This is a genomic window from Shinella zoogloeoides (assembly GCF_022682305.1).
Taxonomy (GTDB): Bacteria; Pseudomonadota; Alphaproteobacteria; order Rhizobiales; family Rhizobiaceae; genus Shinella; species Shinella zoogloeoides_B.
Map to the genome: position 1 here is coordinate 218,020 of NZ_CP093528.1, position 20,345 is coordinate 238,364.

At 62.2% G+C, this 20,345-nt stretch carries 25 protein-coding genes; all 25 read left to right on the forward strand.

Features of this window, described 5'->3' with window-relative positions; genetic code table 11:
- The first annotated feature begins 55 nt into the window (after positions 1-55).
- The 25 genes from MOE34_RS01135 to MOE34_RS01255 all read left to right on the forward strand — a co-directional run bounded on the left by MOE34_RS01135 (position 56) and on the right by MOE34_RS01255 (position 20,338).
- Positions 56-610: a hypothetical protein gene (locus MOE34_RS01135; RefSeq protein WP_242220038.1), complete on the forward strand. Its 555-nt coding sequence runs from the start codon at positions 56-58 to the stop codon at positions 608-610.
- Between the two features lie 141 nt (positions 611-751).
- On the forward strand, positions 752-1,360 hold the full coding sequence (locus MOE34_RS01140; RefSeq protein WP_242220040.1) for a winged helix-turn-helix domain-containing protein: 609 nt from the start codon (positions 752-754) through the stop codon (positions 1,358-1,360).
- An 80-nt stretch (positions 1,361-1,440) separates the two neighbouring features.
- Positions 1,441-3,369 carry a phage terminase large subunit family protein gene (locus MOE34_RS01145; protein ID WP_242220042.1) on the forward strand — a complete coding sequence of 643 codons (1,929 nt, stop codon included), beginning with the start codon at positions 1,441-1,443 and terminating at the stop codon, positions 3,367-3,369.
- 2 nt (positions 3,370-3,371) lie between these two features.
- Positions 3,372-3,578, forward strand: coding sequence for a phage head-tail joining protein (locus MOE34_RS01150; protein ID WP_242220044.1), 207 nt, complete (start codon positions 3,372-3,374; stop codon positions 3,576-3,578).
- Positions 3,578-5,050 carry a phage portal protein gene (locus MOE34_RS01155; protein ID WP_242220046.1) on the forward strand — a complete coding sequence of 491 codons (1,473 nt, stop codon included), beginning with the start codon at positions 3,578-3,580 and terminating at the stop codon, positions 5,048-5,050. Before MOE34_RS01150 ends, MOE34_RS01155 begins: the two co-directional genes overlap by 1 nt.
- Positions 5,010-5,687, forward strand: coding sequence for an HK97 family phage prohead protease (locus MOE34_RS01160; RefSeq protein WP_242220048.1), 678 nt, complete (start codon positions 5,010-5,012; stop codon positions 5,685-5,687). The genes MOE34_RS01155 and MOE34_RS01160 overlap by 41 nt, the downstream gene beginning before the upstream one ends.
- 67 nt (positions 5,688-5,754) lie before the next feature.
- Positions 5,755-7,248: a Mu-like prophage major head subunit gpT family protein gene (locus MOE34_RS01165; RefSeq protein WP_242220050.1), complete on the forward strand. Its 1,494-nt coding sequence runs from the start codon at positions 5,755-5,757 to the stop codon at positions 7,246-7,248.
- An 80-nt stretch (positions 7,249-7,328) separates the two neighbouring features.
- Positions 7,329-7,661 carry a DUF2190 family protein gene (locus MOE34_RS01170; RefSeq protein WP_242220052.1) on the forward strand — a complete coding sequence of 111 codons (333 nt, stop codon included), beginning with the start codon at positions 7,329-7,331 and terminating at the stop codon, positions 7,659-7,661.
- Between the two features lie 2 nt (positions 7,662-7,663).
- Complete coding sequence (locus MOE34_RS01175; protein WP_242220054.1) at positions 7,664-8,059, forward strand: hypothetical protein; 396 nt, start codon at positions 7,664-7,666, stop codon at positions 8,057-8,059.
- Positions 8,059-8,772, forward strand: a complete 714-nt coding sequence (locus tag MOE34_RS01180; RefSeq protein WP_242220056.1) for a hypothetical protein — start codon at positions 8,059-8,061, stop codon at positions 8,770-8,772. The genes MOE34_RS01175 and MOE34_RS01180 overlap by 1 nt, the downstream gene beginning before the upstream one ends.
- A gap of 15 nt (positions 8,773-8,787) precedes the next feature.
- Positions 8,788-8,982 carry a DUF2635 domain-containing protein gene (locus tag MOE34_RS01185; protein WP_242220058.1) on the forward strand — a complete coding sequence of 65 codons (195 nt, stop codon included), beginning with the start codon at positions 8,788-8,790 and terminating at the stop codon, positions 8,980-8,982.
- A complete protein-coding gene (locus MOE34_RS01190) occupies positions 8,979-10,484 on the forward strand; it encodes a phage tail sheath subtilisin-like domain-containing protein (RefSeq protein ID WP_242220062.1) in 1,506 nt (501 codons plus the stop codon). The genes MOE34_RS01185 and MOE34_RS01190 overlap by 4 nt, the downstream gene beginning before the upstream one ends.
- Positions 10,485-10,511: 27 nt before the next feature.
- Positions 10,512-10,886: a phage tail tube protein gene (locus MOE34_RS01195; RefSeq protein WP_242220063.1), complete on the forward strand. Its 375-nt coding sequence runs from the start codon at positions 10,512-10,514 to the stop codon at positions 10,884-10,886.
- A 3-nt stretch (positions 10,887-10,889) separates the two neighbouring features.
- Entirely contained in the window at positions 10,890-11,255 is a 366-nt protein-coding gene (locus tag MOE34_RS01200) for a phage tail assembly protein (RefSeq protein WP_242220066.1), read from the forward strand.
- A gap of 58 nt (positions 11,256-11,313) precedes the next feature.
- Positions 11,314-13,194, forward strand: coding sequence for a phage tail tape measure protein (locus tag MOE34_RS01205; RefSeq protein WP_242220070.1), 1,881 nt, complete (start codon positions 11,314-11,316; stop codon positions 13,192-13,194).
- Between the two features lie 12 nt (positions 13,195-13,206).
- Positions 13,207-13,665, forward strand: coding sequence for a DNA circularization N-terminal domain-containing protein (locus MOE34_RS01210; RefSeq protein ID WP_242220073.1), 459 nt, complete (start codon positions 13,207-13,209; stop codon positions 13,663-13,665).
- A complete protein-coding gene (locus tag MOE34_RS01215) occupies positions 13,665-14,288 on the forward strand; it encodes a hypothetical protein (RefSeq protein WP_242220077.1) in 624 nt (207 codons plus the stop codon). The genes MOE34_RS01210 and MOE34_RS01215 overlap by 1 nt, the downstream gene beginning before the upstream one ends.
- A gap of 3 nt (positions 14,289-14,291) precedes the next feature.
- Positions 14,292-15,365 carry a phage baseplate assembly protein gene (locus tag MOE34_RS01220; RefSeq protein ID WP_242220079.1) on the forward strand — a complete coding sequence of 358 codons (1,074 nt, stop codon included), beginning with the start codon at positions 14,292-14,294 and terminating at the stop codon, positions 15,363-15,365.
- Entirely contained in the window at positions 15,362-15,844 is a 483-nt protein-coding gene (locus MOE34_RS01225; RefSeq protein ID WP_242220081.1) for a phage baseplate assembly protein domain-containing protein, read from the forward strand. Before MOE34_RS01220 ends, MOE34_RS01225 begins: the two co-directional genes overlap by 4 nt.
- 12 nt (positions 15,845-15,856) lie before the next feature.
- Entirely contained in the window at positions 15,857-16,393 is a 537-nt protein-coding gene (locus MOE34_RS01230) for a phage GP46 family protein (RefSeq protein WP_242220083.1), read from the forward strand.
- Entirely contained in the window at positions 16,365-17,444 is a 1,080-nt protein-coding gene (locus MOE34_RS01235; protein ID WP_242220086.1) for a baseplate J/gp47 family protein, read from the forward strand. The genes MOE34_RS01230 and MOE34_RS01235 overlap by 29 nt, the downstream gene beginning before the upstream one ends.
- A gap of 11 nt (positions 17,445-17,455) precedes the next feature.
- Entirely contained in the window at positions 17,456-18,247 is a 792-nt protein-coding gene (locus tag MOE34_RS01240; RefSeq protein WP_242220088.1) for a putative phage tail protein, read from the forward strand.
- A 15-nt stretch (positions 18,248-18,262) separates the two neighbouring features.
- Positions 18,263-19,171, forward strand: a complete 909-nt coding sequence (locus tag MOE34_RS01245; RefSeq protein ID WP_242220090.1) for a hypothetical protein — start codon at positions 18,263-18,265, stop codon at positions 19,169-19,171.
- A 2-nt stretch (positions 19,172-19,173) separates the two neighbouring features.
- Complete coding sequence (locus tag MOE34_RS01250) at positions 19,174-19,959, forward strand: hypothetical protein (protein ID WP_242220093.1); 786 nt, start codon at positions 19,174-19,176, stop codon at positions 19,957-19,959.
- A 1-nt stretch (position 19,960) separates the two neighbouring features.
- Positions 19,961-20,338: a hypothetical protein gene (locus tag MOE34_RS01255; RefSeq protein WP_242220095.1), complete on the forward strand. Its 378-nt coding sequence runs from the start codon at positions 19,961-19,963 to the stop codon at positions 20,336-20,338.
- Positions 20,339-20,345: the final 7 nt, after the last annotated feature.

Below are 20,345 nucleotides of genomic sequence, written 5' to 3' on the forward strand. Positions count from 1 at the left end.
AGCTATGACCAGATGATGAGGCGGCCGAGAGGTCGCCTTTTTCTTGTCTATGGGTATGAGCGCCGAACTGCATTTTGATGCGTCCGAGATTGATGCTCTCGGTCGAGCCATCGCCCGCTTGCCCGGTGAGATCAAGACCAAGGCGTTCGCCAGAGCCATGCGCCGCATGCGAGACATGGCCCGGGTACGAATCGTGCGCGTATCTGCAAAGCGTGCGGATTTGCCCGTCGGTATGGTGCGCGATCTGACGACGGCGGCATTCAATGCGGGCGGCAATACCGTAGAGGTCGTGATGCGGTCCGGATGGATCGGACTTGCGAAGCTGCCGCACCAGGAGACGGCTGAAGGTGTTCACGTCAAAGGTCGCGGCATGCTTAAGTCTGCGTTCCGGGCGAAAATGGAGAGCGAACACGTCGGCGTTTTCATCAACACGCGTGGTCTGAACAAAAAGAGCGGCCGCAACAATGCGATCCGTGAACTGTTCGGCCCGAACCCGGCGCACGATGTGACGAACAATCCGGATGAGTACATCAAGGTGCTCGCCGAACTGATCGAGGAGCACCTCGCCCCTCGCGTCCTGCACGAGCTGGGTCGCCTCCTTCCGGGGTGACCCCCCCCCTTCTCGGGTCCTTCCCCGGTACTCCACCCTTGCGGGCCGGGACGAGCCCGAAATTTCGCTAGTCAGATCACTTGAAAAACTGACCTGACACCCCTGACTGACATTGCGGAAACCCTGACAAGAGCCTGACGAATGAGCGCGACAGACGATGGCGGCGTTTGGGTCTCCGTGGCCGACCTCGCCAAACGCAAAGGCGTGACGCGACAGAGCGCCAGCGAGAGGATCGCCAAGCTGGAGCGTGACGGGTTGATCGTCACGCGGCGAGAAGGACGCAGCAAGCTGGTTGAGTTGGCGACCTATGACCGTATCGTCGGCCAGGTCGGCGACCTTTTCCGCGAGCAGGCGGCGGAGACGAAGCAGGCCGCAACGCGGGAACCGCAAGCCAGCGGCCCGCTCCGCGACGCCCAGGCCGAGCGCGCTCAATATGAAGCGAAGCTCAAGGCCCTCGATTTCGCCGAACGTACCGGGCAGGTGGTTGCTGTTCGCGGTCCGCACGGCGTCGAGACGGCCATGATCCGGATCGTCGAGCAGATCGTGCGCGAATTACAGCAGCCGTTCGACTGGATTCCCGATCTCGTCGAAGCCGCATCGCAAGGTGAGCCAGCGATGCGGCGCGTCCTTCGCAAGAAAATCCATGAACAGCGGCAAGCCATTTCCGCAAAGATGACATCGCTTCTCGGCGAAGCGCTCGAAGCAGAAGCAGCCGGTGTCGATGTCGACCTGGCGTCCGGAGACGAATGATGAGGATCACGCTAAAGCGCTCAGCCCTTGCGGTTCTGGCTGCCGTCGTCGCGGCCGGCGTCATGCCGGAGGACCGGCTTATGCCTTCCGCCTGGGCTGAGACTCATCTCCATGTGCCGGACGGGCCGAAGGCTGGCAGCCTCTGGGATGCAAGCCTTACGCCCTACATCCGCGAGCCGCTCGACATGATGGCCACGGACAGCGGTGTCAACGAGGTGGCCGTCCGCAAGTCGGCGCAGACCGGCTTCACCATCATGATCATCGCCGCGGCCGGGCACATGATCGACACCGAACCGTGCCGCGCGATGATCGTGCAGCCCACGACCGGTGCGCTGTCCGACTTCAACAAGGACAAGCTGTCCGTCTCGATCGACACGTCTCCGACCCTCAAGCGGAAGGTTAGGCCGCAGACATCGCGTGACGGCGATGCATCGACCACCACATCGAAGCGCTATGCCGGTGGGTCACTGACGCTGGCTATCGCCAATTCCGCGGCGGATCTTCGATCGAAGACGATCAAGAAGGCCTATCTCGACGAGATCGACGAGTATCCGGATGACCTTGACGGCCAGGGCGATCCGCTCGCCATGATCGAGGCCCGTCAGGAATCCTTCCTGATGTCCGGCGAGTGGCTGCGCGCCTATGTTTCAACCCCGACCGTCAAGGGTGCGTCGAAGATCGAAGATCTCTTCGATGCGGGGGACCAGCGATATTGGTGCATGCCCTGCCCCGGCTGCGGCGACGATTTCCGTTTTGTCTTCGACAGGAAGCATTTCCGGTTCAACGATGCCTATCCCTACGAGGCGCACTATGTGACGCCCTGCTGCGGCTCCATCGTCGAGGCGCATGAGAAGGTCGCGCTGATGCGCAAGGGCCATTGGGTCCCATTCGCATCTCGGCCTGGCACATATCCGTCCTATCATTTCGACGCGCTCAGCTCGCCGTTCGTGCCGTGGGACAAGATTGCGTCGCGGTTTCTTTCTGCCAATGGCGATCCGCTCAAGCTGAAGGCGTTTCACAACCTGACGCTTGGGCTTGCCTACGAGATGAAAGGCGATGCCCCGGATCACGTCCGCCTCATGGAGCGGCGGAGCGAGGTGCTCAAGCGCGGATACATACCCGCGCAGGGCCTCATCCTCACCGGCGCGGCCGACGTGCAGGGCGGTGGCATCTGGTACTCGATCCGTGCCTATGGCTCCGACCGCCAGTCTTATGTCGTCGACGCCGACTTCATCGCCGGGGACACCGACGATCCTCACGCCGGTGCGTTCCTCAAGCTTGAGGAAATTCGCACAAAAAAGTGGCCGGACGCTTTTGGCAAGACGCGTGAAGTCGACCTCTTTGCCGTGGACTCCGGTTTCCGGGCGCATGTGGTCTATACATGGGTGCGCGGCAAGATGCGCACCTTCGCGGTAAAGGGCCTTGACGGATGGTCCCGGCCTGCCCTTGGCCAGCCGTCAAAGGTCGATATCGACTTTCGGGGTGAGCGCGTGCGCGGCGGTGCCATGGTGTGGGGTGTTGGCACCTGGTCATTGAAAGGCGCGTTTTATGCGGATCTCCGCAAAGAGGGCATGGCCGCCGGGCAGCCCGTCGATCCCCCTGGTTACATTCACTTTGGCACATGGATGGATGAGGCGTACTTCCGGCAGATCACGTCGGAGTATCTTGGGACCGTAAAGGTCAAAGGCCGCGTCAAACGGCAATGGGTTCCGCGAGCCGGGGAGGAAAACCATCTTCTCGACTGCGAAGTCTACAATAACGCCTTGGCTGATTACCTCGGCGTATCGCGTATGACACCTCAGGAATGGTCACGCCTTGCCGCCCTGCGGGGTGTACCGGAGAGTGTGCGTTCGCCCGATCTTTTTGCGCCGGAGCCGCTGATCGCCAGTGTTCCTGTAACGCAGTCCGCCGATGAGCAGTCTGCCATCGTCGAGATCGTCAGCGATAGACGCGACGATGATGGTTCCGTCGATTGGTTCGATAACTCCTCCTCTTTCTGGGACCGGTGAACATGCAGACCAGTTGGACGCAGGCCGATCTCACAGCGATCGAGGCTGCAATTGCCACCGGCGCCCGCCGTGTGCGGTTTCAGACGCATGAGGTTGAGTATCAGTCGATGGCCGACCTGCTTAAAGCGCGCGACGTCATTCGTGATGCGCTTTGCAAGCCGGAGACTGACAGCAACGTTCTCTTCGCTGAATATAGCGGTGGCTACTGATGAACCTGCTCGACAAAGTCGTTTCCGTGTTTTCGCCGGAAGCGGGCGTCAAGCGCGCGGCCGCGCGGTCCATGCTCGACCAGTACCGCGAGCGCGAGTACGCGGCGGCCCAGCATGGACGGCGCAACAAGGCCTGGCGGGCGCGTAGCACATCGGCCAACGTCGAAGTCGGTGGTGCGCTTCGTGCGCTTCGTGACAGGGCTAGGGCATTCGTGCGTGACCGATGGGCCGGTCAGCGTATCCTCGATGTTCTTGTGTCGCATGTGGTCGGGACGGGCATTCTTGTCGTTGCCGACACAGGAAGCGACCGTGCAGACAAGGCGTTCAATTCCGTATTCGAGGAATGGCAGGAAATCTGCGACGCGGAAGGCGTCTTGAATTTCGGTGCTCACCAGGCGCTCTCCGTTCGATCGATGGTGGAGGGCGGTGAGGATGTGACGCGGTTTATCGATCTCTCCATGAGTGAGGCGAACGGCACGGTTCCATTCCGACTGCTTGGCCTGGAAGGCGATTGCATCGACACTTCTCGTGACAGGATCGATGGTGGCGGTTCTCGCCTTGGTGTCGAGCTTGGCGACTGGGGCCGCAGGCTGGGGCTATGGCTTCATCGAGAGCATCCTGGCGATGCATATGCGTCGCCGGTCGGCGGCTCTTCGCTCGTCGAATGGGGTGACTTGTGTCATATCTATCGGCCGCTTCGGCGAGGCCAGATCCGGGGCCTTTCGTGGTTCGCGCCGCTCCTGCTCTCGGCGAACGAGATACAGGATCTCATGGAGGCGGCGATCGTGCAGGCCCGCACGCAAGCCAGCTTCGCCGGTTTCATGAAGCGTCAGCCCGGAGGGATGGCCGTCCTCGGCGGCGAGAAGGACGATAAGGGCAAGTCCATCACCCGGATCGAACCGGGTATGATTGTCGACATAGGCGAATCCGACATCACATTCGCCAACCCCTCATCGCAGTCGGCATTTGCTGAGACGTACATTGCCGGAATGCAGGCGATGGCGGCTGGCGCTGGCCTAACCTACGATCAATTGACCGGCGATCTCAGGCAGGCGAACTATTCCAGCCTTCGCGCCGGCAAGATAGAGTTCCGTCGCCTCGTCGAGCAGATCCAGTGGCATATTGTCGGCCCGCGCCTCTGTATGCCGATCGCACGACGCTTCACCGATCGGGCGATCCTCTCGGGGAGGCTGCAACGCCGTCGCGATGGTTATCGCACACGGCTCGTCATGCCGGCAAACGAGCCGATTGATCCGAAGAAGGACCTTGAGGCGGATATTCTCGCTGTTCGTTCCGGCCGGATGTCGCCACAGGACTTCATTTCGGGATGGGGTAACGACTGGCGGACCGTCGTCACTGACTTCAAGGCTTTCTTCGCTTTCGCCGACGACCAAAAAATCGTCTTGGACATTGATCCGCGGCGGCCGGTGAATGGCAGCCAGAAGCCCGCCGATCCATCTCCGCAGGAGTGAAAATCACATGAGCAACGTTATCAGGCTTCCGAAGCTCATTCGGGAGGCAGAGGTTCGTGCCCAGTCTTTCGATGAGGCGGCAAACACCATAGACGTCGTCTTCACGACCGGTGCGACCGGGCGGCGCGTATCCTGGGTGGATGGAGAATTCGATGAAGAGCTTGTCGTCAACAAGAAGAGCGTCCGCCTCGACCGCTTGAACAACGGTGCGCCTTTCCTCGACACGCATTCGAAGTGGTCGCTTTCGGACGTGCTTGGCTCCGTGGTTCGTGGAAGCGCCCGTATCGACGGTTCCTTGGGGATTGCCAAGGTTCTCCTGTCCCGTGCTGCCGATGTCGCCGACCGCGTCGCCAAGATCAAGGAGGGCGTCGTCTCCAATATTTCTGTCGGCTATCGCATTCACGCCGTGGAAAAGAAAGAACGCGCAGGCCAGACGCCTTTGCATCGCGTCATTGACTGGGAGCCATGGGAGATTTCGGCCGTGCCGATCCCTTTCGACGCCGGCGCCCAGATCCGCGCGACATCCAACGAAGACGAGACTTTTGCCTGCCGCATCATCAGCGATCCGGCAGACGTGTGCGAGCTGGTCCGCATTCGCATGCGCATGGCCGCCGCGCAACATGGTTTGGCGAGTTAGCGGACCCCGCACCGTCATTGCCCGTCAACCGCCGTCCGGGGCGCGGCATCTCCTCAAGGAGTGAAAGATGAAAACTCTCAAGGAAATGCGGGAGCACCTTGCCACGCTCAAGGCGCGTGCTGCCGCGAAATTCGCTGAAGTCAAGGATGGCATGGAGCCGGATGCGGCGCGTGCTATCGAAGACGAGCATAAGGGTATCCTCAAGGAAATCGGCGAAACCGAGGCCGAAATCGCGAAGCGTGAAGCCGAGATCGAGGAGGTCGATGGGCGTGCAGCGGCTGTCGTGTCGACGCCTGCTTCGACTGCTCTGCTCACGACGGAGGGGCAGCGCTCCGCCGAAATCATGACGCTCGGCCGTCAGGCGGGCATGGACGATGCTGCGATCACCGACGCGCTGCGCGCTGGCGTGAGCGTGGTAGACTTCCGCGTTCGAGCCTTCGATCATCTCGCAGCCCGTTCGGCGGCCACCCAGACCCAGCCTGCGCGGGTCCTGCGTGACGAACAGGAAACCCGACGTGCAGCAATGACCGAAGCACTCGCCTATCGTATGGGTGCGGCGATCCCTCAGGCTGGGCCTAGCGAAGCTGCGCGTCCGTTCATGTCGCGCGGACTTATCGAGATCGCAGCCGAATCTATCGGCCATCGCGGCGGCATGGTTCTCAATGCGCGCCAGATCGACGACATCTACACGCGCGCTTCGCACACAACCTCCGACTTCCCGGCAATCTTCGAGGGTGCAATCAACCGTACGCTCGAAGGTCGCTATGCGCTTGCCCAGCCGACCTATCGCCGGATTTCGCGGAAGCGTAACTTCCGCGACTTCCGTCCGCACACCTCCGTAAAGCTCGGCGATTTCCCGATGCTGAAGAAGGTCCTCGAAGATGGGGAGATCAAGTACGGCACCTTCTCGGAAGGTAAGGAGCAGATCTCCGTCTTCAGCTACGCGATCGCACTGCGCATTACCAGACAGATGCTGATCAACGACGATCTCGGCGCCATCTCGGAAATGCTCGGCAGTTACGGGTCTTCCGTCGCGCTCTTCGAGGAACTGACGTTCTATGCCGGCGCATTCAACGGGAAGTTGGCGGATGGCAAGGATGTCTTCCACACTGACCACGGCAACGTCGCCGGAGCCGCAAGCGCGATCACCGTAGACGATGTCGGCAAGGGTCGCGCAGCGCTTTCCAAACAGAAGTCGCTCGACGGCAACCCGCTGCTGGAAAACCGCGCACGCATCCTGCTCGTCGGCCCGGACAAGATCACGGAGGCGGAAAAGCTCGTTGCCTCCATCACGCCTGCAACGGTCTCAAACGTCAACATCTTCTCCGGTCGCCTGGAACCCGTCGAAACCGCGCAGATCACCGGCAATGCCTGGTATCTCTTTGCCGATCCCGCCTCGGGCATCTCGAACTATCGCTGGGGATACCTTGATGGATACGAGGCGCCGCGCGTGCGCTTCGACGAGCCGTTCGGGCAGCAGGGTTTCGCCATGTCCGTCGAGCACGACTTCGGCTGCGGCCCGACCGACTTCCGTGGCGGATACAAGAACGCCGGCGCGTAAACGGTATCCACGAATAAGCCAGCGAGAGACAAGCCTTCTCGCTGGCGCTTGAACGACACTCCACTCATGAGGATTGCACCATGAAGAACTTCATTCAGCCGGGTAGCGCCATTGACAGCATCGCACCGTCGGGCGGGGTCGTGTCCGGCCGCCCGGTCATCATCGGTTCTCTGATCGGCATCTCCTCGGTCACGGCCGATGAAGGCAAGCCGTTCGTGCTCCAGCGCGAAGGCGTCTATCGCCTGCCGAAGGTCTCCGCGCAGGCGTGGACCCAGGGCGCCAAGATCTACTGGACGAGCAGCAACCAGGCCACGACGACCTCCAGCGGAAACACGCTCATCGGTATCGCCGCAGCCGCTGCCGATAATCCGAGCGATTTCGGTGATGTCCTGCTTGGTCCGACAACGGTCTGACCGTGACGGACTTCCAGCGGCTCGCCAGCCTGTCCCGCATCGCCGTCGAACGTGTTCATGGCGATGCGGTGACCGTCTTCCCGACCACGCGCGGGACGGATGTCAACGCCACCGCGAAGGTCGTCGACGGGGCGGCGTATGAAACCGTTGCGTGCTTCTTCGAAAACACGCTCGCGGAGAACGATGCGCTTTCGCGTCCTTTGACCGGACAGGGGCGGCTGCAGAATGCGGCTCCGGCGATCACCGCATCGATCCGTCTGATCGACGGGAAATCCCTTGAGGCTGGTTTTCTTCTCCGTCGTGACGGTGACGGTCGCGACTTCGAGATTGCAAGCTTCAAGCCTGATGGTGTCGGGACCGTGCTTGCCGTTCTCAATGCAAAAAGGTCGAGGTCCTGATGCTTTCCGCGACTGCCGTGCGCCTCGCCGCCATTGAGGTTCTTTGCCCGACCGCCATGCGCGAAAGCGGGACCGGCTTTCCGACGCTGGCGCAGCACCGCGTCTTCGATAGCCGACAGGTCGCGTTTCAGGATATCGACCTCTCGAAGGCCTTCACGCCGGTGCTGGTGCTGCATACGGCCGAAAGCGGCGCCACGCTTCGCGGGGCCGTCGCCGGGGCTGACGATCGCGCCGGCACGACGGTCCTCGATATCGTTGCGGAGATCGCGGTGGCCGGCGACGACGAGGGCGACAGCGAGGTTTATGTTCGCTCCGAGGATGATCCTCAGGCGCGCCTGGTGCTGGAGGCCTTGACCGCGCAGGTGCTGTATCTCCTGGAGCATGCCCCGAGCGGCCGGCTCTTCCGTAAATATGCACGCTCGATTTCCTCGATCGAGATCAGGACGTACGGCTCTCCCGAACTGGGCGTACGTTTTTTGCGCAACACGATCCGCCTGCGTATCGACATTCCGGATGATGACTTCGACGTGCCGAATGGGTCTCTCCCGGAGCCGTGCCGAAGCCTTCACATGGAGCTGCCGGCCGGTTCCTATGCCAAAGAGAAGCTCGACGAACTGGCCGCATTCTTCGTCATGCAATCCCTTCCTGACCTTCAGAATGCGGGCATCACGACCGATCTCGGCGTGACGGGCGAAGGCCTGCCGCAGAGTTAACCAGAGGACATCGTCATGGATCTTTACCGACCTGCGCAGGGGCGGCGCGTGCCGCTGCCTGGCAGCAATCAGGCCTGGCCGGCGAGCGGCCTGCCGGCCGATCTCTCCAATCCGTATGTCGCGCGGCTCGTGCGCGACGGCGATCTCGAAAAAGTCCCGGCAACGGAGGGCCAGCGGAAGGCCCGGAAACCCGCAGGAGATGACGCATGACCAGCAATATTCCGGGCAACCTGACGGCCCCGATCCTCGCCTTCGACGTCACGTCCGGCGGGCAGTTCGAAAACGAGAGCCGCGTGATCCTGATCGGCCACGGCCTCAGCACCGCCACGCTCGCCCCCGGCGCCGTCGCTATCTGCTCGTCCTCGATGGACGCCCGCATCCTTGCAGGGGCAGGGTCTATGCTGGAAGGCATGTTCCTTGCCGCCAGGCGCAACGCGCCCGCGCAGGAAATCTGGATCGGCAATGTCGCCGACACGGGTACGGTGGAGGTGCGCACGATCACCTGCTCGGCTCCTCCTGCCGCCGGCGGGCAGGGTATTCTCTCCATCGCCGGCCGGACGATCTCCATCGAGATCGCGGCCGGGGCGACAGCGGCGAATGTCGCCACCGCTCTCGTCACGGCGATCAACGGCTATTATGACCGGCTGTCGAAGCGCTCGCTGCCGTATACGGCGGCTATCGACGGGGAGGACGCGACGATCGTCCGCGTTACCGCCCGCCATAAGGGTGTCTATGCCGCCGGGCATGATTTCCACATTCCGGTTTCCGACGGAAACAATGCCTTCACCGGCAAGCTCGCTTTCGCCACCGCGACGGCCGGCGCCGGCGTGCCGGACATCTCCAATGTCCTGGCGGCTATGGGCGACGATCCCTTCGAAACGATGATTTCAGCCTTCGGGGATACCGATAATCTCACGAAGGCGACCGGCTTCCTCAACAACATCTCCGGCCGCTGGTCCTACGCGCAGCAGCTTTACGGCCACTACTTCTACACAAAGACCGGATCGTCGGCGGATATCACCACGGCCGGCCTTGCGCGGGACAACTGGCACCTGACCCTCGTGCCTCGGCTCGCCTCCGGCGGTAACGCGGAGCCGGACTACGAATTCCTCGCCGGTATCATCGGGCGCATCGCGCCCTGGCTCGGCGGCGGTTCGAATGGCGACGTCTCGCGCAACCAGACCGGCCTCATCGTCGACGGTGTCTCGACGCCGCGCGATCGTGGGTACTGGCCGGAATACGAGACGCGCGAGGCCTGGCTGAAGAACGGCGTCTCGACGTGGAAGGTCTCGCGCACCGGCGAGGTGACGATCGACAAGATCATCACGCAGCAGCAGACGACGAACGGCGCGCCGGACACGACGTTCCGCGATATCCAGCGGCCCTACCAGCTGATGTACGCGCTGAAGAAGTTCCGGGCGGACCTCGCTGCCGAGCATTCCAACAAGGCGATCTCCAACGACAATCCGGACAACCTCGATGCGCTGACCACGGTGAAGGACATCAAGGCGACGCTGGTGCACAGCTACCTGGAGATGTCCGGCGTGCTGGAGAACGCCAACGCGGCGATCGAGGCGATGACGGTGGTGCGCGATCCAGAGAACCCGAACCGCGTCAACATTCATCTGCCGCTCGACTTCGTGAACCCGCTCGACATCTTCGCGGGTCTCGCCGTCGCCAACAGCCAGATCAACACCAATCTCGCGGCCTGATCCGCCGCGCTAAGAAGGACCTGAGACATGGGCAAGAAAGACTTTGGCGGCGTGATCCGCATGCGGCTTTCGACCGGCGAGATCATTCCGCTGCGCGGTACGCTCAACATGAGCACGTCCGGCATCGCAAGCGAGGCCGTGACCAACCAGGACGGCTCCGTCGACAGGACGATGACGCCGACGGCGCGTCGCGCGGAGATCACCTTCGCGGACCGTGGACTCGACCACAACAAGCTGATGCAGTCCGACCGCTTCAACGTGACTTTCATCGAGGAGAGCACGGGCGTTACGCATTATTTCACGCGGGCATTTCTCGTCGGCGACCCCGTCAAGAACCGCATCACCGGCGAGGTGACGGGCATTTCCATCGCCGCCGAGGCGTATCGGAAGACGGAGGACTGATCGATGGCGAACATCACCGTCCCGCTCTCGAAGAGCTATACCGGCCATGACGGTCCGTTCTCCTCCGTCGATCTGCGCGAGCCGACCTTCAAGGAAATCTACATCGACGGTCTCGGCGAGCCGCAGCAATGGCAGCCCGGCCCGAACGGCCAGCCCGTCCTCATCACCCTGCCGGACGTAATCAACGCCTATGTCGAACGCCTGGCCGTCAAGCCGACCGCCGACAATCTCGGCCAGTTGAACGCGCGTGACAGCCTGGCGCTGGCGACGAAGGTGAAGGCTTTTTTCACGGCCGAGCCGGAACAGACGAGGTCGCCGACGTCCTCGTCTTCCGGCTCGGATGGGACGCGGATCGCGTCGGGCGAATGACGCTCGCGCAGATCCACTACTGGTTTGAACGGGCAATCGCCATGAAGGAGCGCCAGCCGTGACGAGAGAAGTCGAAGCTCGCCTCAAGATATCGGCCGTCGACAAGACGGGCCGCGTCATGCAGCAGCTTGCGGGTCGCATGCAGCAGGTCAACCGGCAGGCTGCATCCTTGAACCGCCAGCAGGGCATGCTCGGAAAGACGACCGCATCGACCATGGCCGTCATGTCGCGTTATCTCGCGCCTGCGGCTGTAGCGGCATTCTCCGCCGGCGCCCTGAAAAACTTCGCTGCGGTTGAGCGTCAAATGACTCGCATCGGCATCACGGCCGACGCCAGCGCCGCTGAGACCGAAGACGCGTTTCGGCGCATGCAGACCGTCTCTAAGGAGATGGCCCTGCCGGTGGACGCGGCAGTGACTGCTGTCGATACACTGGTTTCGTCCGGGCTGTCGCTGAAGGACGCCATGGACTTCCTGCCGTCCGTCCTGGCGACGGCGCAAGCTTCCGGCTCCGCGACTGAGGATATCGCCAACACTGCGATCAAGGCGGCCTCCGCGCTGAAGATCGAGGCCTCGCAAATGCAGCGAGCCTTCGACATCATGGTCATGGGCGGCAAGGCAGGGCAGTTCGAACTTAAGGATATGGCGACTTATATCCCCGAGCTTGCCAATTCGTTCGCGTCACTCGGCTATTCGGGCGAGGAAGGCCTGAAGCAGCTTATCGCTATGTTGCAGACGATCCGTGAGGATACCGGCTCTGCGTCTGCGGCGGCCACCCAGGCGCAGAACATCTTCGGCAAGATGTTCAACGACGATACGGCGAAGAAATTCGCCAAGTTCGGGATCGATCTGCGCAAGGAACTGAAGGCGGCGCAAGAGCAAGGGGAGGGCGCCCTGCAGGCATTCGTCCGTTTATCCCAGGAGGCGATCAAGGGGGACCTCTCCAAGCTTCCCCAGCTCTTCACCGATCAGGAATTCCGGCTCGGCATGCAGTCGCTCATAACGAGTACGGATAGCTGGAGAGGCTTTCTCGAATCGGTCAATTCAGCCGAGGTTGACGGCACGGTATTCCGCGATCTGGAGCGTGTAACGAAAGATGCCCAGGCGAGTATCGATAGGCTCTCAGGAAGCTGGGATGCGCTGGTGAAACGCTTCGGTGAGAAGGTGGCAACCGTCGCCACGCCGGCCATCGACGCTGTCGTTTCAGCAACCGATAAGCAGGATGCCATCGACAATGCACTGAAAAAACGTGGTATGGGTTATCTGAAAAGCCAAATTTACCAGGTTGGTCTCAGCCAGAAGGATCAGGATCTCCTTGCCATCGAGGGGGGCTTTAAAGATCCGGGTCTCCGCGAAAAATACCAGTTCGGCCCGGGTCTGCCGGAGGGGTGGAAGCCGGAAAACGAATTTCCCGGTGGAGGAACGTCCGGCGGGAAGATGCCCGAAGTCGGTCCCATACCTCGTTTCCGACCCACCGATTTGAATGCTGTCCCCGGTCGTGACCGGATCACTGCCGCAATGCTTGCGCGCCGTGGCGAAATCGAATTCGCCAATAACAGTGCGTCCGTCGTCGGATTGCGACCCGAACAGCGCAATGCAGATCTCCAGCATCTCCTCGCCAATCTTGATCGTGTCGAGAAAGGTGGCAGCGGTCGGCCCTGGATGGATGATGGCGAAAAGGTCGGTACCGAGGTCGGTGCGGCGGCGATCGAGCGAATGAGTTCGGATGCGCGCGCGGTGGGTTCGGAAGTTGGTAGCGTCGTACAGGAGGCAATGAGAGCCATTGCGCCGCAGATCGGCGCAGCGATCGCCCAGGCGTTTGCCGCCGGAGCCAGCCAGGTGAAGGTCGGCGTGAATGTCGGTGGCGGCGTCCGGATCAACGCCGATCTTGGCCGATCCATGCCGGCGAGCCTGGGTCTGCCGCCGAGCACGTCGCGATAGCGGGAGCCGGATATGCGGGACTGGACGAAGACACTGCGCCGGGCGAGCTTCCGCGGCGTGGAATTCTGGGTGGACGACGATGAGCTTGGCGGCGGCAAGCGCATGGGTATCCACGAATATGCCGACGGCCGACAGCCCCTTCTCGAGGAGATGGGGCTTTCGACGTCGACCTTCACTGCGACGGCATACCTGCTTGGTGACGACAGCGATGTCCGCGCGATGCGCCTTGTCGCCGCCGCGCAGGCCGCCGGGCCGGGCCGGCTCGTCCTGCCCATGGACAGGGGGCAGATGGCATCCATCGTCGATTTCCGGCGCGTCCGCGCGAAGGACCGCATGGGCTTCATCGCATTCGATTTCACGGCTTTGCCCTATTCCAGCGAGGCGGGCGCCGTCCTCGGTGGCGCGGACATCGCGTCCGCCGTCCTCAACGGTCTTGCCGCGGCCGCGCGCAGCTTCGGGAGCCTTTTCTGATGCCCGCCAGCCGTACAGATATCGCGGGTTGGCTCGCCATCCTTGCCGGCTCGCTCGTCGCCGACACGCTGGACGCCGCGGACCTGGCGAACCGCACGGCGGTCGCGACGGATCTGGAGGGCGAAGCGTTCGCCGCCGAGGTCCTTTCTATCATGCGGGTCATCGCCGAAAGCGTGGAGACGCCGGCAGGTTTCGATGTCGTCGCGGTTCCGGTGGGTTTCGATGCCGATACGCTTGCAGCTGCCACGATCCTCACGGCCTTCGGCCTGGGTATTGCCGGGCCGCGGGTGGCCTGGTCTTCCCGACCGCAGGCCCGCACCGCGCGAAGCCGCATCGCCGCTCACGGCGAGGCCGCCCTTGCAGCGGTCGCCGGGATGGGGGCGGGTGCGGTGGATCTCTACCGCTACCTGTCGCGCATCGTAGAGATCGCCGTGCTGATCGTGTCGGACCGGGCGGCGACGGCTGTGCCGATCGTTCGGGTGGAGACCGGCATATCGCTTCCGTCCACGGTGCTTGCCTATCACCTTTACGGCGATGCTGCCCGGGCACAATCGCTGGTCGAGATCGCGCGTAGCACGACGCCCATGCTGATGCCGATCGGCTTCGACGCCCTGGAGAGCTGACCTGTGCGATATCCCATGGACCGGCCCTTCGAGGCCGTCGTCGTCGAAGGGCTGCCGAAGGTCCTGACGATCGACATCACCATATCGGCAGAGGAGGCCGCGCGCTCGGCAAGCGGCACCTTCGCCATCATAGGACCCGGCGTCCCGGTATTCCCTGGCCTTCCGACCAGGATCACGGCGAACGGAGACCTGCTGCTGACCGGCTACGTGCGCGACGTCACGCCGGGGTATTCGGGGAGCGCCCGTTCGCTCGATTGCTCGTTCGTTTCCCGCACGATCGACCTGATCGAGACCTCGGCGGACCATGCCTCGGGCGAAATTCTGAACAAGGACATCGTCGCCATCGCGCGGGAGCTGGATAGTACAGGCATCGGCATCGAGACGGATGGATCGTCGTTTCCGGTCGAACCCCGGCACAAGCTCATGGAGGGGGAGCCTGTCTATTCCTCCATCGAGCGGCGCGTGCGGGGGCGCGGGGTGCTGATTCATGACACCGAAAAGGGGCGGCTCAAGCTGTCGACGAAGCCGGGCGGTGTTCATGCCGGAACCCTGAAGCGTGGCGTGAACATCCTGACGGATGGCGCGAGCGCGAGCTTCACCGAACAGGGCCGGTATTCCGACATTATGGTTCGGGGGCAGCAAACGGAAGGTACGCAGAAGCAGCATCTGCGACCGGAGACGAAGGTGAAGGATAGCGGCGTCGCCCGCAAGCGGGTGCTTATCCTGCCGCACGAGGGGCAGGCCTCCATCGACCGGATGCGCAAGCGGGCGACCTGGCAGGCGCGGCGTATGGCGGGCAACAGCGTGACGGCGAGCCTTCCCGTCAGCGGATGGCGGGACGAGAAGGGCCGGTTCTGGCAACCCAACTGGCTGGTGGATGTGGACGATGACTGGCTCGGCATCAAGGGGATGATGATCATCAAGAGCGTGACCCTGTCGCAGGATGCCGACGACAAAACGAAGGCGGTCCTCTCCCTGGCGGATCCGCGTGCGCTCGGCGGCGAGAATCCACGCGGCCGGACGGCCGGCGGCTACGCGGCGCCGGGCGTGACCGAGGCGGAGTACGAGGACGAATGAAACGCTTCGAATTCGACGGCCGGTATGCCGAGCGCGGCGGCCAGCAATTCGTTTCGGGGCGCGGCTCGAAATCGGACGGCTGGACCGAGATCCATCGCATAGAGACGCATGGCTTCGCTTCCGTTCCGGTGAAGGGCGCGCAGGGCCTGCTGCTGCCCATGCCTAGCAATCCGGACGTTGCCTTCGTGCTTGGTGGGGAGCATCCCGATCTTCGGCCGAAGGACCTGCCGCAAGGCGGGAAAGCGCTCTACGACGCCGGCGGCAACGTGATCAAGATGCTGCTCGGCGACGGGGTGACGTTCGATCTCGCCGGGGCAGCCTATACGGTCCGCAAGGGCGGCGTCACCTTCATGATTTCCGGCGACGGCGTCGACATTGTCGGCGGATACCTGAAGGTCAACGGGGTTCGTGTCGACGAGACCCACCGGCACGACAATGTCGAGACAGGTACCGGCACGTCCGGAACAGTCGTTCCCTAGAGGTCCAGGCTCATGCTTCGCATCATTCCGCTCGACGAGAGCGAGGAACCCTACCGCGCGCCGGATATCGGATGGGACGGCGTTGCTGGAGACCTGATCCTCAATGCGCTTGACCATCCGACCGCGCCCGGCGACCTGCGCGCCGAGCAGGGCCTTGCAACGCAGGTGCTGATCCACCTGATGACGGATCGCCGTGTCGAGGAAAGCGAATTGCCGGAAGGCGAGCAGAACCGGGGATGGTTCGGCGACAGCTTCGACCTGATGGACGGCGAAGGGCCGCTCGGCTCGCGGCTGTGGCTGCTGCGCCGGCGGGAAATCTACGAAGGCATCGAGATCGATGTCGACGACTATGTGCGGGAGGCCCTGGAGCCGCTGATCGCACAGGGCGCGGTCGCCTCGATCGACGTGGCGGTGACCGTCGACCGGCCCGGCAACCGGGTCGACTACGTCGTGACGTTGACCGGCCGTGACGGCGCCCGGGTCTATGAACGGAAATTCGAACTTCTCTGGAGGCAGATCAATGGCGTGGTCCATCCGCTCGCTGGCTGAGGCATCGCAGGCAATCCGCGGTGCTTTCCGGCAGCATCTTCCCGGAACGGATACCGCGCTCAAGAACAACTTCGTGACGGTCGTCACGAAAGTGCTGGCCGGCATGTCGCAGGAATTCGAACTGCGCATGGGCTTCGTTGCGCGCCAGATCTTCGCGCGGACGGCATCGCTGCCCTTCCTTATTCTGCATGGCGCCGATGTCGGAATCTTCCGCAAGCCGGCTGCCGCTGCAAGCGGCGTCATCGAAGGCGTCGGCGAACCCAACAAGGTCTATCCTGCGGGAGTGCGTTTCGTCTCCGGCAACAATACCTACATTTCGACGTCTCCTGCGCAGACAAGCCCGGTCGGTGTCGTATTCTTCGCCGTTACCGCCGAAGACAGGGGGAGCGTCACAAACCGTGCGGCGGGTGGTCTCCTGACGCTTTCAGCCCCCGGGCTGGAGCCGACGTTGGGAAACAACTTCACCGTCACGGCTGCAGGGCTTGGTGGCGGCGCAGACATTGAGGACATCGAGGAGCTGCGGGGGCGTGTGCTTTTCCGCAAGGCGAACCCGCCCGGCGCCGGGAAGCTCTCGGATTACGAGCGTATCGTGCGAGACGTGCCTGGCGTCCTGAAGGCCTGGGCCTATCGCGACGGAGTGACGCCTTCGTTCCTGGTGGTGTTCTTTCTGTTCGACGGCCGGCCGGATCGGATTCCGACGGAGGGTGACAGGATCGTCGTGCAGGCCGCCGTCGATGAACATCGCCTGATCCGTGTCAACGACAGCGTGGTCGAGGCTCCGACACCCGCGCCGCTGAACCCGATCATCGCAAATCTCATGACCGACAGCTCGGACGTGCGGATGCGCATCGCCGCCGCGATCGATCAGGTACTTTACGAGAAGGCCAGACCCGGTGTTGCCGGCGATGTGTTCTGGCTCTCGCGCAGCTGGATATCGGAAGCTGTTTCCGGCGTGGTCGGCGAGGATAGTCACGAGCTTCGATGGCCGCTCGACGACCTGCCCTATACGGGTGGCCGGTATCCGGTCGCCGGCACCATCAGCTTTGTTTGACCGTGTGTGCCATGGCTAGGCGGAATTCGTACGAACATACAGTCACCGCCGGATTTACGCCGGTATCGATCCCCGTTCTGGATGTGCCGACCGACGCACTCTCCGCGCCATCGAACGACGACCTGATTTCATCTGGTATTTCGTTCTGGCCCACGGGCGCGGCCTGGGGGTCGCCGGACGGCGAAGCTGTTTCGCTTCGGTCGGTCTTTGCTCGCTTTACGCGGGTTCTGCTTTCGCCCTTCGAGTGGCTCTATGCCAGGTCGTGGCGTCTGGCCCTGGAATCGAGCGCGCAGACGTTGAGCGAGACGCTTGACGGCTGGGAGGCGGACTATGGGTTGCCGGAGCGCTGCTTCCTGGGTGAGCAATCCGCAACACAGCGGCTTACCGCCCTCCGCCGGAAAGTGAATGCGACGCCGATCTCGGTTCCCGAGGATTTCGTGCGGCTCGCGTCCGACCTCGGGTTCGAAATCGAGATCGAGGAGCCTTGTATCTTCGAGTGCGGCTTTTCGGAATGCGGGAGTTACCACCCGGTCGGGTCGCCGACGGAAGAGACGTACTGGATCGTGCGCGTCAAGGGCGCGTCAATTAGTTACTTCGAAATTGGCACAAGCCAGGCCGGCGAGGATCGCCTGTTCGCGTTAGGCGAGGCAGAACAGATCCTCTGTCTTCTGCGCCAGCATGCACCTGGCTGGGCGCTCCCGATCCTCCAGCCGTGGATCTACCTCGACTATCTCACGACCGAGGACGGCACCCCCATCATCGACGAGTACGGCAATCAGATACTCGTCACTATTGACCCCTGAAGCGCGAGGAAAACGATGGACTACAATGCACCCTATGGCAGCGCCGATCCGAATGCCGGCTATGTCGACCGTAACACCCCGGGCGCGGTCTCCGGTTCGAGGGTGCCGGCGGCCGCCGTCGAGATGCCGCAGCGCGAGATCGTCACCGTGATCAAGAATGCGGGTCTCACTCCGAACAAGGCAGACCCGACGCAACTCGACCAGGCGATCGATCAGAAGATTCTTGCTGCCACAGGCGGCGGCGGTGATGACAACTACGTCCTCATGACGCAAGCGCGCATCCGCCTGCCGATTTTTCCCGACATCCAGACATCCGATGGTCGGCTGCCTGTCGTCTCCCCTTCGGGCGGGCAGGTGCGCGTCCCGACCGGCTATGAGTTCCTGCATCGTGGCATCTTTTTGGTGACGACCGAGCAGATTGATTTCGCGACCGCGGCGAACAAGATCTATCACCTCCGCTGGAATCCGACTGACGGGTTCTCGCTGAAAGACCTCGCCGATGCAGGATACAATCCGTCCGCCGTGGCGGAGACCAACGCCGCGTTCGATAGCGGCTATGACGACATGCTCGTGGCGCGGGTGGTCACCAACTCCAGCAACGTGCCGACGATTACGAACCTGACTAACAAGCATGATCTTCGAGCGACAGGTGAACTCAATACAGCGATGGACAACAGCGAATTCGACAACGATGCACTTCCGTCTCAGATCACTAAGTTCCGAACGATCTCACTGAATTGGGCCCGGTCGCCGCAAGCCTATTTGACCGCGGCGAACGATATCCGGCCTGATCATCGTGTCGTTACAGGCGCGTCCTCCATTGGTGAGTTCAGTATTGGCGTGCGCGCTGACAGTCGATACAGCCTCGCACTGTGGGGGCAAGGCGACAATGATATTCGTATGGGCTGGGCTGCGAGGACATAACGATGGCCGTCAGGATTGACCACCTAAACCCGACCGCGCTGCCGTCTAGGCTCCATGAGGTTCCGGCAATTCGGGATGGGGTAACCGTTAAATTAACAATCTCTCAAATACTTGAATTGCTTAATACTGAAGACATCAGCGGGCTATCTGACGCCTTGGAGACCAAAGCTGAAAAGGCTCTCATAATTTCTGCCGATGGTCTCGCTACTGGCGGTGGTGATATTTCCGAGAACCGCACAATCACGGTACCCAAAGCAAACACTTCGCAGGCGCAGGGCCGTACGAGTGACACCGTGGCGTTGACGCCACTAACGGGTGACAAGTTGGTGGCGGCGCGTGATTCCCTCAGTATTCACGTCCGAGACCAGAAAACGTCGGGAATGAGTGGCGGGGCGACAAGTTCGGGCGACAACGTTCGTACTTTGAACACCGTTGTCACGAACGGGATACCTGGTGCCTCTCTTGCGTCCAACAAGATAACCCTTCCAGCCGGCGTCTACGAAGTGGAGATCTCGGCGCCGGCTATCGCCGTCAACCGCCACAAGATCGACCTGCGCGACGCGGTGTCGCTCACATATCTCATGAATGGATCATCCGAGTATTCCCCGCCAGGATCATCGGCAACCAAGTCTATCATCAGTGATCGCTTGACTCTTGCAGCAACGACGCAGCTCGAAATCGTCCACGGCATGCAGACAGCCAACGCGGCCAATGGCTTCGGAGTGGAGGCAAGTTTGAGTGGTCGTCCTGAAGTATACACCAAAGCGAAGTTCTGGAAGGTCGATTAAGATGCCCCACGTTCTGATTGAAAATGGCATTGTTGTTCAACTCGACCTGACCGGAAATCCGCCAGATGGCTATATCGAATGCCCTGACGAGGTGCAGCCGGGATATACCTATGACGGCGAGACGTGGGCCGCTCCGCCGATCCCGGGACCACCGGAGCCTGTCAGCATCGTTTACCCCGTCGATCTCTGGTCCCGCATGACTGACGCCGAGGCTGATGCGGTGGTGCAGGCGATGACGACTCAGCCGGTTCGAATCCAGAACATATTCCGCGCCGCTTCATCCTATCGTAGCGATCATGAGCTTTGGCCGCTGCTGGTCAGCGTGGCGACCAGTCTGTTCGGCTCCGAACGCGCGGCGGAAATCCTCGCCGCCTCCTGACAGCTTT